Annotated in this window: 12 protein-coding genes, 4 tRNA genes and 1 pseudogene; 1 reads left to right on the top strand and 16 read right to left on the bottom strand. The window is 64.8% G+C overall.

All coding sequences use genetic code 11. The features are described 5' to 3' along the window. The 15 genes and pseudogenes from AB0H42_RS34985 to AB0H42_RS34915 all read right to left on the bottom strand — a co-directional run. Window positions 1–1,798 (bottom strand): annotated as a pseudogene (locus AB0H42_RS34985) (DNA-directed RNA polymerase subunit beta); the annotation flags it as partial. A 559-nt stretch (window positions 1,799–2,357) separates the two neighbouring features. Beyond that, complete coding sequence (locus AB0H42_RS34980) at window positions 2,358–3,440, bottom strand: ABC transporter ATP-binding protein (RefSeq protein ID WP_357063991.1); 1,083 nt, start codon at window positions 3,438–3,440, stop codon at window positions 2,358–2,360. 258 nt (window positions 3,441–3,698) lie between these two features. Then, window positions 3,699–4,079: a 50S ribosomal protein L7/L12 gene (gene rplL / locus AB0H42_RS34975; RefSeq protein ID WP_030525645.1), complete on the bottom strand. Its 381-nt coding sequence runs from the start codon at window positions 4,077–4,079 to the stop codon at window positions 3,699–3,701. A gap of 75 nt (window positions 4,080–4,154) precedes the next feature. Beyond that, complete coding sequence (gene rplJ / locus AB0H42_RS34970) at window positions 4,155–4,694, bottom strand: 50S ribosomal protein L10 (protein ID WP_357063988.1); 540 nt, start codon at window positions 4,692–4,694, stop codon at window positions 4,155–4,157. A gap of 340 nt (window positions 4,695–5,034) precedes the next feature. Beyond that, entirely contained in the window at window positions 5,035–5,592 is a 558-nt protein-coding gene (locus AB0H42_RS34965; protein ID WP_357063986.1) for an NAD(P)H-dependent oxidoreductase, read from the bottom strand. Window positions 5,593–5,734: 142 nt separating this feature from the next. Then, window positions 5,735–6,448, bottom strand: a complete 714-nt coding sequence (gene rplA, locus AB0H42_RS34960; RefSeq protein ID WP_030525642.1) for a 50S ribosomal protein L1 — start codon at window positions 6,446–6,448, stop codon at window positions 5,735–5,737. 152 nt (window positions 6,449–6,600) lie between these two features. Further along, window positions 6,601–7,035: a 50S ribosomal protein L11 gene (rplK, locus tag AB0H42_RS34955; protein WP_030525641.1), complete on the bottom strand. Its 435-nt coding sequence runs from the start codon at window positions 7,033–7,035 to the stop codon at window positions 6,601–6,603. A gap of 82 nt (window positions 7,036–7,117) precedes the next feature. Beyond that, the gene (gene nusG / locus AB0H42_RS34950) at window positions 7,118–7,894 is read right to left on the bottom strand and encodes a transcription termination/antitermination protein NusG (protein WP_357063984.1); all 777 of its coding nucleotides are present in this window, start codon (window positions 7,892–7,894) and stop codon (window positions 7,118–7,120) included. Between the two features lie 116 nt (window positions 7,895–8,010). Further along, window positions 8,011–8,412 (bottom strand): preprotein translocase subunit SecE, encoded by a 402-nt coding sequence (gene secE / locus AB0H42_RS34945; RefSeq protein ID WP_357063981.1) that lies wholly within the window; start codon window positions 8,410–8,412, stop codon window positions 8,011–8,013. Between the two features lie 32 nt (window positions 8,413–8,444). Continuing rightward, window positions 8,445–8,517 (bottom strand) — tRNA-Trp (locus AB0H42_RS34940). A 272-nt stretch (window positions 8,518–8,789) separates the two neighbouring features. Beyond that, window positions 8,790–9,842, bottom strand: a complete 1,053-nt coding sequence (locus tag AB0H42_RS34935) for a fused (3R)-hydroxyacyl-ACP dehydratase subunits HadA/HadB (protein ID WP_357063994.1) — start codon at window positions 9,840–9,842, stop codon at window positions 8,790–8,792. A 323-nt stretch (window positions 9,843–10,165) separates the two neighbouring features. Then, window positions 10,166–10,336: a 50S ribosomal protein L33 gene (gene rpmG, locus AB0H42_RS34930; protein ID WP_011211653.1), complete on the bottom strand. Its 171-nt coding sequence runs from the start codon at window positions 10,334–10,336 to the stop codon at window positions 10,166–10,168. A 44-nt stretch (window positions 10,337–10,380) separates the two neighbouring features. After that, window positions 10,381–10,453: transfer RNA gene (locus AB0H42_RS34925), tRNA-Met, on the bottom strand. 70 nt (window positions 10,454–10,523) lie between these two features. Continuing rightward, window positions 10,524–10,596: transfer RNA gene (locus AB0H42_RS34920), tRNA-Thr, on the bottom strand. Window positions 10,597–10,793: 197 nt separating this feature from the next. Beyond that, window positions 10,794–10,879 (bottom strand) — tRNA-Tyr (locus tag AB0H42_RS34915). A 197-nt stretch (window positions 10,880–11,076) separates the two neighbouring features. Here AB0H42_RS34915 and AB0H42_RS34910 point away from each other — a divergent pair. Next, on the top strand, window positions 11,077–11,568 hold the full coding sequence (locus tag AB0H42_RS34910) for a YajQ family cyclic di-GMP-binding protein (RefSeq protein ID WP_357063978.1): 492 nt from the start codon (window positions 11,077–11,079) through the stop codon (window positions 11,566–11,568). 8 nt (window positions 11,569–11,576) lie between these two features. Here AB0H42_RS34910 and htpX read toward each other — a convergent pair whose 3' ends face one another. After that, window positions 11,577–12,446 carry a zinc metalloprotease HtpX gene (gene htpX, locus AB0H42_RS34905; protein ID WP_357063975.1) on the bottom strand — a complete coding sequence of 290 codons (870 nt, stop codon included), beginning with the start codon at window positions 12,444–12,446 and terminating at the stop codon, window positions 11,577–11,579. Between the last annotated feature and the right edge of the window lie 187 nt (window positions 12,447–12,633).

The following is a 12,633-nucleotide window of genomic DNA, read 5'->3' as shown; positions in this document are numbered from 1 at the left end:
TCAAGGCACGGTTGGCGTCATCATGCTCCAGGAACGGAATCATCGCCGTCGCCACCGACACCATCTGCCGAGGCGACACATCCATGTAATCGACCTCGGTGGCGTCGACGAATTCCATTTCCTCGTTGCCGCGGCGGCACAGCACCCGGTCCTCGACGAAATTGCCGTCGGCGTCGACCGCGGAGTTGGCCTGGGCCCGGACGTGCCGGTCCTCTTCATCGGCCGTCAGATACTTGACCTCGTCGGTGACGCGGCCGTTCTCCACCTTGCGGTACGGCGTCTCGATGAAACCGAACGGATTGACCCGCGCGTACACCGACAGCGAACCGATCAGGCCGATGTTCGGGCCTTCCGGAGTCTCGATCGGACACATGCGGCCGTAGTGCGAGGGGTGCACGTCGCGGACCTCGAGGCCCGCGCGCTCACGGGACAGACCGCCGGGGCCCAGCGCCGAGAGGCGGCGCTTGTGGGTCAGACCCGAGAGCGGGTTGTTCTGGTCCATGAACTGCGAGAGCTGGGAGGTTCCGAAGAACTCCTTGATCGCGGCCACGACGGGGCGGATGTTGATCAGGGTCTGCGGCGTGATGGCCTCGACGTCCTGGGTGGTCATCCGCTCGCGGACCACGCGCTCCATCCGGGACAGGCCGACCCGGATCTGGTTCTGGATGAGCTCGCCCACGGTACGGAGACGCCTGTTGCCGAAGTGGTCGATATCGTCCACACCGACCGGGACCTCGACACCGCCGGGGGCGGTCATCGTCCGGTCGCCGGCGTGCAGGCGCACCAGGTACTCGATGGTCGAGACGATGTCCTCGCGGGTCAGCACGGACCCGTCGATGGCCTCACCCGGGTGCAGGCCGAGCTTCTTGTTGATCTTGTAGCGACCGACACGCGCGAGGTCGTAACGCTTCTCCTTGAAGAACAGGTTCTCCAGCAGGGTCTGCGCGGACTCCTTGGTGGGCGGCTCGCCCGGGCGTAGCTTGCGGTAGATATCGAGCAGCGCCTCGTCCTGGCCGGCCGTGTTGTCCTTTTCCAGGGTGGACATCATGATCTCGGAGAACCCGAAACGCTCGGTGATCTCCTCGCTGGTCCAGCCGAGAGCCTTGAGCAGCACGGTCACCGGCTGACGCCGCTTGCGGTCGATCCGCACCCCGACGGTGTCACGCTTGTCGACATCGAATTCCAGCCACGCGCCACGGCTCGGGATGACCCGCACGCTGTGCAGGTCCTTCTCGGTGCTCTTGTCGACGGAGTGATCGAAATAGACGCCCGGTGAACGCACCAGCTGGGAGACCACGACACGCTCGGTGCCGTTGATGATGAAGGTGCCCTTGTTGGTCATCATCGGGAAATCACCCATGAAGACCGTCTGGCTCTTGATCTCACCGGTGTTGTTGTTGATGAACTCCGCGGTGACGAACAACGGCGCCGCGTAGGTCATGTCCTTGTCTTTGCACTCGTCGATCGAGGCCTTGACCTCTTCGAACCGAGGATCGGAGAAGGACAGGGACATGGAGCCGGAGAAGTCCTCGATCGGCGAGAGCTCCTCGAGCACCTCCTCGAGCCCGCCGACCAGCCCGCCGTCACCGCGAGCGGCAGCGCGCTCACGCCAATCCGGCGTGCCGACCAACCAGGCGAAAGATTCCGTTTGTAGATCGAGAAGTCCGGGCACCTCCAGCGGCTCCCGGATCTTCGCGAAAGACACCCGCAATGGAGCCCCGGGAATACCCCCGGAAACTCCCAGCTTCGTATTGGCGCTTGTCTGGGTGGAGACTGCCAAGATGCGTCCTTCCAGCACCTCACGCGCGTCGCGTGGTGGTCCGCGACCGTCGCTTGTCTGCTACATTTTGGGATTCTCGCTGGTCACAACCCGAACGAGACTCGAACAGCAAACAACGGAAGCAACACCGGAAGGGTGGGACTTTCGTAGTGCGATCAAGGAATGGACAGGAGGCAGCCAGCGCAACGTCCAAACCTACACCTACCTATACGGAGGTGTCAAAGTACCACCCCGACGAAGCGTTGCGTGGCTGACGCGCCGGGCCGGTTCCGCTGGCTGCGTTCCGGTCCACGGGCAGAGCCTCCGACAACGAATTCGGCGCTGGCGGTTGTCCACTACCGACGGCGGCCGAAGCCGCCTCCAATAGCGTGACTGGTCCGGCGAAACTCGTCAAGTGCCCGTGCCGACCTGGCCTCCTGCGGATCGCCGACCGCACTACAAGATCAGTAACGCCCCGCCGCATCTGCCCTGCTCCGGCCGAATACGGCGGCCGGAACAGCTCCGGAACCCGCACACCGGACACGAAACAGCGCGCCGGGTACGAACCCGACGCGCTGCTTTCGGAAACAAGCTTTTCTTACACCTTGGGGTACTGCGCGGTGTCGAAATCCGACCCGGGGAAATCGTTACCGCGGTCACCGGCGCGCCGGCCCGAGTTGTAGGACATGACCATCGTCTCGTCGTTCTGATCGAGCGACTCCCGGATGGCCACCTGCGCGGCGTGCGGCAGGGTGTGCATGATCTCACGTACCCGGTTCTTGCGGCGCTCCACCGCCTGGCGCACCGGCATCCCCGGCTGGGCCTTCATCTGCGGGATGATGCCGTCGACCTCTTCGGCACCACCGTGGTGATGGCCGGCGTCCACCATCGCCTGCTCGCGCGCCATCTGGGCCTCGTCCTTTTCCTCGGACATACCGATGGGGCCGATCATGCGACCGTTGAGGAACTGTTTGACCACCGGCTCCTCGCTGGTGAGCAGCACCTCGCGCGGGCCGAACATGACCAGCTGCCGGCGGAACAGCATGCCGATGTTGTCCGGCACGGTACGGGCGAGGTTGATGTTGTGGGTCACGATGAGGATCGTGGCGTCGATCTGGGCGTTGATATCGATGAGCAGCTGGCTCAGATACGAGGTACGCACCGGGTCCAGACCGGAGTCGGGCTCGTCGACCAGGATGATCTGCGGGTCGAGCACCAGCGCCCGGGCCAGCCCGGCTCGTTTGCGCATACCGCCGGAGATCTCGCCGGGCAGTTTACCCTCGGCGCCGAGCAGACCGGTGAGCTCGAGCTTCTCCATGACGATCTTGCGGATCTCGGACTCGGATTTCTTCGTGTGCTCGCGCAGCGGGAACGCGACATTGTCGAAAAGGTTCATCGAGCCGAACAGCGCGCCGTCCTGGAACAGCACGCCGAAGAGCTTCCGGATCTCGTAGAGCTCCTTGTTGGAACAGGTGGTGATATCGGTACCACCGATGAAGATGGAGCCGCGCTCGGGCCGGAGCAGGCCGATCAGCGACTTCAGGAATACGGACTTACCGGTACCCGACGGGCCCAGCAGCGCGCTGACCTCACCGGCAGGCAGGGTAATAGAAACGTCCTGCCAAATCCGCTGTGAACCGAACGACTTGGTTACACTCTCGGTCCTGACCTCGACGCCCACGCCAACCTCCACATTTCTCAGCGAGCTACCCGCTTTGCACCACCGACCCGGTAGCGGTGCGTCACGTCACAGCGAGTCCGGTCACTGTAACCCATGGCACCCCCATAGCACACCCGACCTGACCGAAGAGTAACCATGGTTGGCGCGTTCGATACCGCAGAACCGCCGTTAACCAGCGCACGAGAAAATTGGCCGGAAAACGAAGAAAACGGGCGGTCCCTGTGCGGAACCGCCCGTTTCCGGCAGAGCCGGTCGGTATTACTTGACCGAAACCTTGGCGCCGGCGCCTTCCAGCTTCTCCTTGGCGGCCTCGGCGGCTTCCTTGGCGACCTTCTCCAGGATCGGCTTCGGCGCGCCCTCGACGAGGTCCTTGGCCTCCTTCAGGCCCAGGCCGGAGACGATCTCGCGGACCACCTTGATGACCTGGATCTTCTTGTCGCCGGCACCCTCGAGGATGACGTCGAACTCGTCCTGCTCCTCGGCGGCCTCGGCGGCGGCCGGGGCGGCACCGGCGGCGGCGACGGCGACCGGAGCAGCAGCGGTGACCTCGAACTTCTCCTCGAACTTCTTCACGAAGTCGGAGAGCTCCAGCAGGGTCATGTTGCCGAAGGTTTCGAGCAGCTCATCAACGTTGGCCATTGATATTTCCTTTCGATAGTGAATGTCTGCGCGGGCGAGCCGGAGTCGACCGTTCCGCGAATGGGGGCGCGGGTCTTACTCCGCGGCGGCGTCTCCGCCTTCGGCCTGCTTCTTCTCCTGCAGCGCGGCGGCCAGGCGGGCCACCTGCGAGGCGGGAGCGTTGAACAGACCGGCGGCCTTGGCCAGGTTGCCCTTCATGGCACCGGCCAGCTTGGCCAGCAGGACCTCGCGGGACTCCAGATCGGCGATCCGCTCGACCTCGGACACGGACAGCGGAGCGCCGTCCATGTAGCCGCCCTTGATGACGAGCGCCTTGTGGTCCTTCGCGAAGGTCTTCAGCGCCTTGGCGGCGTCGACCGGTTCACCGGAGATGAACGCAATCGCGGTGGGTCCGACGAACAGATCGTCCAGACCCTCCACGCCGGCCTCGGCCGCAGCGCGCTTCACCAGGGTGTTCTTGGCGACGGAGTACGTGGCTTCGGCACCGAGCGCACGACGCAGTTCGGTGAGCGCACCGACGGACAGGCCACGGTATTCCGTGACGACTGCGGCCGTCGAGCCCTTGAACTGCTCGGCGATCTCCGCGACCGCGGCAACCTTTTCGGGTTTCGCCATACTTCGCCTCCTCTCTGATGTCGGTATGGATATGCCCTACCGAATCAGGGGCCGGCAAAAGAACAAGCGCCCCGGACGCAGAGCGTTCCGGGGCGCGAAAGAAAATATCGGCACGGCTGCGCGTGCGCATTCTCCAGCCTCGGCTCTCCCTGCGTGGGCCGCCGGCACTCTGGCCGGACCTTCGACCGATTCCATACGAAATCGGCGACCAACGGTCTTCGGTAGAACGGATTGGTGGTGCCGAACAGGTCGACAACCTGATCGAGCATAGCCGGACACTGCCTCATCTGGCAAAACGGTCGCGATAGGCGGATTGACCGGGCGGGGCCGGGTTCCGTCTTCAGCGGATATCGTCGCCGAGCCGGTCGGTATCAGAGCTCCGCCGGCGCGTGCCGAGCCGGCGCAGCACTTCGGCCGCACCGGCCCGGAATTCCGCCGAGACGACAAGCCCGTCGCCCCCGATATCCGTGCGCGACAGGGGCAGGCGAGCGCAGACTCCCTCGTCCACGTCGGCGCCGACGTAGCCGAGCACACTCGCCAGCGTCGCCGTGGCTCCGTCACCACGCCCGGGCGCCGCGACGGTGAGCCAGGCGGCCGGCTTCCCATAGAGGTCGCCCGTACCCACGGTCCAGTCCAGCAGGTTCTTCAAGCTGCCCGGCAGTGTGCCCGCGTACTCCGGGGTGCAGAACAGCACCGCGTCCGCGGCCGCCAATTGCTGTCGTAGCCGCAGCACCGCGGGAGGGGCGGGTTCGGGGGCCGCGGGGACGAAGGCGGGCAATTCGGCCAGTCCGCCGTACCAGCGCGCCTCGAGCCCGCCCGGTGCCACCGCCTGCACTGTGCGCAGCGCGGCCGTATTGGTCGACCCGGCGCGCGTACTCCCGGAAATCAGCAAAACCACCGTCACGCGATGCGGCAACCACCGGCCGCACGAAAATAGTCCTCCGGCGCCACCAGCCGTATCCGAAAGCATTCCGATACGCGAAACGGCGGGAGCGTCGGATGACGCTCCCGCCGTTTCGCGGTTCTGTTCCGGGTAGCGCTTACGCGTCCTCTTCCAGGAGGTTGCGGGTGCGGTTCGGGTCCACCGGGATGCCCGGTCCGGTGTTCGTCGAGACCGTCACCTTCTTGACGTAGCGCCCCTTGGCGGTCGACGGTTTGGCCCGCAGGATCTCGTCCAGCGCGGCGCCGTAGTTCTCCACCAGCTTGCTGTCGTCGAACGACGCCTTTCCGATGACGATGTGCAGGTTGGCCTGCTTGTCGACCCGGAAGTTGATCTTTCCGCCCTTGATGTCGTTGACCGCTTTGGTCACATCGGTGGTGACCGTGCCGGTCTTCGGGTTCGGCATCAGACCGCGCGGGCCCAGGACACGCGCGATACGGCCGACCTTGGCCATCTGGTCGGGGGTGGCGATCGCGGCATCGAAATCCAGCCAGCCGCCCTGGATCCGCTCGATCAGATCCTCGGCGCCCACGGCGTCGGCACCCGCGGCTTCCGCCTCGGCCGCCTTCTCACCGGCCGCGAACACGATGACGCGGGCGGTTTTACCGGTGCCGTGTGGCAGGTTCACGGTGCCGCGAACCATCTGGTCGGCCTTACGGGGATCGACGCCGAGCCGGATGGCGACCTCGACGGTCGCGTCCGTCTTGGTGGTGGAGGTCTCCTTCGCCAGCCGCGTCGCGGCCAGCGGCGAGTAGAGCTTGCTGCGGTCGACCTTCTCGGCGGCGGCGAGGTACGCCTTGCTTCGTTTTGCCATGTTTCTCTGTCCTTGTCGTGGTTCAGTTGTGGTTATCGGGCCTGGCCGGCCCTCCCACCGAAAGCGGGATCGCGAAGTACGACTTCGCTACGCCTATAACGACCTGTCGCATACGAACGCGGAGCCCGCAGCGAAGGCGAAGGGATCACACCTCAGCCTTCGACGGTGATGCCCATCGAGCGCGCGGTGCCCGCGATGATCTTGGCCGCCTGATCGATATCGTTGGCGTTCAGATCTTCCTGCTTGGTCTTCGCGATCTCGCGCACCTGGTCCATGGTCACCGTGGCGACCTTGTTGCGATGCGGCTCGGGCGAACCCTTCTGCACACCGGCGGCCTTCAGCAGCAGCTTCGCGGCCGGCGGGGTCTTCAGCTTGAAGTCGAAGGACCGATCCTCGTACACCGAGATCTCGACCGGGATGACGTTGCCGCGCTGCGACTCGGTCGCGGCGTTGTACGCCTTGCAGAACTCCATGATGTTGACGCCGTGCTGACCGAGCGCCGGACCCACCGGCGGAGCCGGGTTCGCGGCGCCGGCCTGGATCTGAAGCTTGATGATCCCGGCGAGCTTCTTCTTCTTGGGGGGCATCTTTCTTTCCTAGGGTGTGGTGTTCCTTGCTCTCTGCAAGCTCCGACCCGGGGCCACGGCCCCGGGAAAACACAGGCGCCGCCTAGATCTTGGCGACCTTGGTGAATTCCAGCTCGACCGGGGTCTCGCGTCCGAAGATGGAGACGAGCACCTTGAGCTTCTGCTGTTCGGCGTTGACCTCGGAGATGGTGGCGGGCAGGGTCGCGAACGGACCGTCCATCACCGTCACCGATTCGCCGACCTCGAAATCGACCTCGATGGTGGGCTTGGCCTTGGTCTCGCCGACGGTATCGGCACCGGCCGCGGAGGCAGCCGGCGTGGCCGCCTTCTTCTGCTGCGAGGCCGGAACCAGGAATTTCACCACTTCGTTGATGGTCAGCGGCGAGGGGCGCGAGGTCGCGCCCACGAACCCGGTGACGCCCGGCGTATTGCGGACCGCACCCCAGGACTCGTCGTTCAGATCCATCCGGACCAGGATGTAGCCCGGCAGCACCTTGCGGTTGACGCTCTTGCGCTGGCCGTTCTTGATCTCGGTGACCTCTTCGGTGGGCACCTCCACCTGGAAGATGTAATCCTCCAGGTCCAGGTTCTGCACACGGGTCTCGAGATTGGTCTTCACCTTGTTCTCGTAACCGGCGTAGGAGTGGATGACATACCAGTCACCGGGAGCGCGCCGCAGCACGGCCTTCATCTGCTCGACCGGGTCCGGCTCCTCCGCGTCGGCGGTTGCGGGTACGGCCTCGTCGGCAGCCTCGGGCTCGGCGTCGGACGCCGGCTCCTCGACGGATACGGCGGCCTCCTCGGCCGTCTGATCGTCGACCGGGAACTCGTCGGTGGTGTCGTTCTCCGGGGTGCTCACTGGGCACTCGCTTCCTGTGTCGTCACGTGCATCCTCTGCGTGCCGGGTTCGGGCGCGGCGTGGGACTTGCGTCCGGCCCGCGGCGCGGATCGGTTCACGGCGCCGGTGTCACCTGGCTAACCGAACAACCAGTCGACACCCTTGATGAACGCCAGATCCAACCCGCTGATGAACGCGACCATGAAGATCACGAACACCAGAACAACGGTCGTATAGGTGACCATCTGCTTCCGGTTGGGCCAGATAACCTTCCGCAGTTCCGCGATCACCTCACGCAGGAACTTGAACAAACGCACGAACGGATTGCGTGACCGTTCGCGTTCACCGCGGCCGGACTTCGACTCGCCCTTGCGGGCGGGCCGATCCAAGGTCGCGAGCGAACCGGTATCGGACGCGGAGGACGAGACGGATCGGCTACGGCGAGCGGAACGCTTTCCGCTCGGCCGCTGCACGGCGGCGGTGTCATCGCCGTCGTCGGCGCCATATCCGCCGCGGCGAGTGTCCCGCTCGTCGGTCACGTCGATCCTCTCTTCGTCGCCGTTATCCAGGGCAGGGGCGACAGGACTTGAACCTGCAACCTGCGGTTTTGGAGACCGCTGCTCTGCCATTTGAGCTACGCCCCTTCGGCTGAACCGGACTGTCGTGGTCCAGCCACATGCGATATTCAGTTGTCGGCGCTGGTGTCACACAACACGCGCGCCGCTCCGGCAGGTGCCGGCCCCATCGGCGGGCCGGTACAACCGGTCGGTCCGAGCCTACTCAGCCGGTACGGCCACTGGTCGGAAACCCCGCCTGGAACCAGCCTTGCAGAGCAGCGCGCATCGGCTGGTGACCCCAGAAACCCGAGTGTACGGCACGGTCGGCGGCAGAAGCCAATCAGGGTCGCTCGACCAGGTCAGGACAACCGAACCGTCGCGGTGGCCCGGCCGAAAATCTTACGGCCGCCGGATTTCGCCACGATGGCGATCACGGCGGTCCTCGTTTCCGGGTCCATGGACTTGACCTTGCCGGTGAACTCGACCTCGGCCGGTTCGGTAGCGCTCACGAACACCGGGCTGGTGAACCGGACGTTGTACTCCGCGACCGCGCCGGGATCACCCAGCCAGGACGTGACGAAACCGCCACCCAGGCCCATGGAGAGCATGCCGTGTGCGACGCAGGTGTCGAGATCCACCAGTTTGACGACCTCGTCGCTCCAGTGGATGGGGTTCGCGTCGCCGGAGACACCGGCGTAGTTCACCAGGTCACCGCGGGTCAGCTGGACGATCCGGGCGGGCAGTTCGTCACCGACGGACACCTCGTCGAACGGCCGGGCGAACCGGGTCGGCACCACCTCGCCGACAGCCGGCGCCGGAACGACGTGCCGGGTGCGCGGGGTGTGATCGGGAATCGCCGCGTCCATCCCGTGCATGAGCACCTTGCGGACGGCCTCGTTGAGGTTCGGATCGATATCGCCGCCGCTGCGGCCGACCAGCGTCGTGTAGGTGCTGAGCACGAGTTCGTTGTGCTGGTCGGTGACGATGTTCTTGGTGACGATGATGTCGCCGCCGAACGCCTGCCGGAAGGAGTGCAGGTGCACATCGCAGATCAACTGGTCGCCGACCACGATCGGGCGGTGGAATTCCAGGATCTGGTCGGTCTGCATGATCTGGCTCAGGTCGTAGCCGGTGACGACCGTCTCGAACAGTTTGCGCTGTGCCAGGATCCCGACGAGGGAGATGAAGGTGAGCGGGGCGACCAGGCCGTCGTAGCCGAACTCCAGGGCGACATCTTCGTCCCAGTGCGCCGGGTGGCCGTCCTGTACGGCCCGCGCGTATTCGCGCACCTTCTCGCGGCCGACCTCGTAGTAGTCGTCGACACGATAGTGGTGACCGACCATGGCGGCCGCATGGGCGGCGGGATCGAGATCCGTATCCGTCGCGACCGCTTCGTCTGTACCGGTGTTGATTGTCACGGGAGGACTGTACCTATCTGACCCCGCAGCACGGAGTCTGCACGGCGGCTGGGCGTCGGGCCCGTAGATAGAAGTCGGCGCGACCGAAAGGGCCGAGCAGCCGCCTGATCATCACCACGGCCGGCGATCGACCGCGGTGTCGGTGGTTCGAGGATCAGGACCCCACCGTCGAGTAGGAATACGAACGTCCGCGGCACCCCGGTCGCCGGACCGGGATCCGGCGAGAATCTACCACCGTGGTGCCGTGAACATCCGACACGCCGAAACTGCGCACGGACGCTCGGGACCCGCTGCTACGCAGCGGCGTCAGGCGAGGGTCAGCGAGATTCGCGATGCGCCCGGTGCGTGCCACAGTTCGGGCAGAACTTCTTCAGCTCCAGCCGGTCCGGGTCGTTGCGCCGGTTCTTCTTGGTGATGTAGTTGCGATGCTTGCACTGCTCGCAGGCCAAGGTGATCTTTGGCCGGACATCGGTGGACTTCGCGGCCACGATATGCCTTCTTTCCGGTCAACCAGAGGGTCAATCAGTATGGGTAGCGATGGCCGGACTCGAACCGGCGACACAACGATTATGAGTCGTTTGCTCTACCGCCTGAGCTACACCGCCTTATACGCCATCTGCGACGGCGACGCCGCGGCTTGGAGTGCCGAGTCGGGACACCACCGGCAATCCGGCGAGCCCCCTAACGGAATCGAACCGTTGACCTTTTCCTTACCATGGAAACGCTCTGCCGACTGAGCTAAGGGGGCACGACCTCTCGGCAGCGGGAACCGACGAAGTCCTACCCGTTGCCTCGAAGACTTGAACGAGAGTACACACTGACCACCGAGAGCACCAAACCGAGTGGTCAGAGCCTATTTTGTGGCGAACGGACCGGCTCTCGCCGCGGCCCGGACGACCTCGGACGAAGAAAACCCCCGCCGGTGTTCACCGGCGGGGGGCTTCCTGGTGGCAGGTGTAGGATTCGAACCTACGTAGGCTTTCACCGACAGATTTACAGTCTGCTCCCATTGGCCGCTCGGGCAACCTGCCTCGTACCGCACTCTCGATCTTTACGATCACTTTCCCAGTGCGCTGAGCAGGATACAACGAACCCGCACCCCGAATGCAAACCGGCTGGCCAGATGCCCGGGACTGCCCTCGATCGCCATGGCCGCACAGTGTCGCCGCATCGACCAGGTAGCTTGCGTAAGCACCCAGGGTGATCCAACAGTGAACAGGAGCGCAGTGTGGCCGATTCATCATTCGACATCGTCAGCAAGGTCGAGCGGCAGGAGGTCGACAACGCCCTGCACCAAGCGGAGAAGGAACTGAATACCCGCTACGACTTCCGGGGCACCGGCGCGGGAATCGAATGGTCCGGCGAGGACAAAGTGGTACTCACCGCGGATTCGGAGGAGCGGGTGAAGGCCGCGCTCGACGTGTTCAAGGAAAAGCTCATCCGCCGCGATATCTCGCTCAAGGCCTTCGATGCCGGCGAACCGGTCGCTTCCGGCAAGACCTACAAGATCACCGGCACCCTGGTCCAGGGCATCGACTCCGAGCACGCCAAGAAGATCTCCAAGAAAATCCGCGACGAAGGCCCCAAGGGCGTCAAAGCGCAGATTCAGGGCGAGGAATTACGCGTCACCAGCAAGAAACGCGACGACCTGCAAGCCGTTATCGCGCTGCTCAAAGGCGACGATTTCGGGATCGCCCTGCAATTCGTGAACTACCGGTAGCCGAACCCTCAGCGACCGGCCATCTGCTCCAGTCGCGCGATCCGATCCGCCATCGGCGGATGCGTCGAGAACAACCGGGCCATCCGATCGCCGGCGCGGAACGGATTGGCGATCATCAGATGCGACTGCGCGGTCAGCCGGGGTTCGGGCGGCAACGGCGCCGCCTGCACCCCGAGCTCCAATTTGCGCAACGCCGACGCCAGCGCCAGCGGATCACCGGTCAACTCGGCACCCGACTCGTCGGCCTGGTACTCCCGCGACCGCGACACCGCCAGTTTGATCAATGCCGCGGCGATCGGGCCCAGCAGGGAAACCAGCAGTACACCGAAGATATTCGGCCCGGAACCACCCCGATTCCCGCCGAACGCCGCCGCGAAATACGCGAAATTCGCCAGCCCGGAAATCACCGCGGCCATGGCCCCCGCAACCGAAGAAATCAAGATATCCCGGTTGTAGACATGGGAAAGTTCATGACCCAGCACGGCCCGTAATTCGCGCTCGTCCAGAATTTGCAGAATGCCGCTGGTACAGCAGACCGCCGCATGCCGCGGATTACGCCCGGTGGCGAACGCGTTCGGGGCATTCGTGGGACTTATGTACAGCCGGGGCATGGGTTGCCGAGCGGTGGTCGCCAGCTCACGGACGATCCCGTAGATGGCCGGCGCCTCGATCTCGCTCACCGGCTGCGCCCGCATGGCCTTCAGCGCGAGCTTATCGCTGTTGAAATACGCGTAACCGTTCATCGCCACGGCGAGAAGAACCGCGACGACCAGAATGGTCGTGTTCCGGAACGCTGCCCCCGCCAGGACTATCAGCGCGGAGAGCCCGACCATGAGCCCGAACGTTTTCATCCCATTCGCAAACCCGTGCCCGTGCATAGCACTCCTGTATACGTGGCGCGCGACCGGACGCGCGAATTTCGGCCAGAACCGCTACAGGAGGACAACGAGCTCAGGCACCCCGAAGTTCCGTGTTTATCGGCGGCGCCTTCGGCGCCGCGGGGTCGAGGCCCCCTCGGTCCCGCCGTTCAGCCGCCGAGACTCGCACCTGCCGCGCATGCGCTTC

It is taken from the genome of Nocardia sp. NPDC050799 (assembly GCF_040654015.1).
GTDB lineage: Bacteria > Actinomycetota > Actinomycetes > Mycobacteriales > Mycobacteriaceae > Nocardia.
The sequence above is the reverse complement of the archived record's forward strand: the minus strand, read 5'-3'. Positions and strand labels throughout refer to the sequence as shown.

Bases quoted from the DNA above. Each gene is read 5' to 3' on its own strand.
- rplL (WP_030525645.1), bottom strand. From the start codon at position 4,079: ATGGCCAACGTTGATGAGCTGCTCGAAACCTTCGGCAACATGACCCTG.
- rplJ (WP_357063988.1), bottom strand. From the start codon at position 4,694: ATGGCGAAACCCGAAAAGGTTGCCGCGGTCGCGGAGATCGCCGAGCAG.
- rplA (WP_030525642.1), bottom strand. From the start codon at position 6,448: ATGGCAAAACGAAGCAAGGCGTACCTCGCCGCCGCCGAGAAGGTCGAC.
- rplK (WP_030525641.1), bottom strand. From the start codon at position 7,035: ATGCCCCCCAAGAAGAAGAAGCTCGCCGGGATCATCAAGCTTCAGATC.
- htpX (WP_357063975.1), bottom strand. From the start codon at position 12,446: ATGCACGGGCACGGGTTTGCGAATGGGATGAAAACGTTCGGGCTCATG.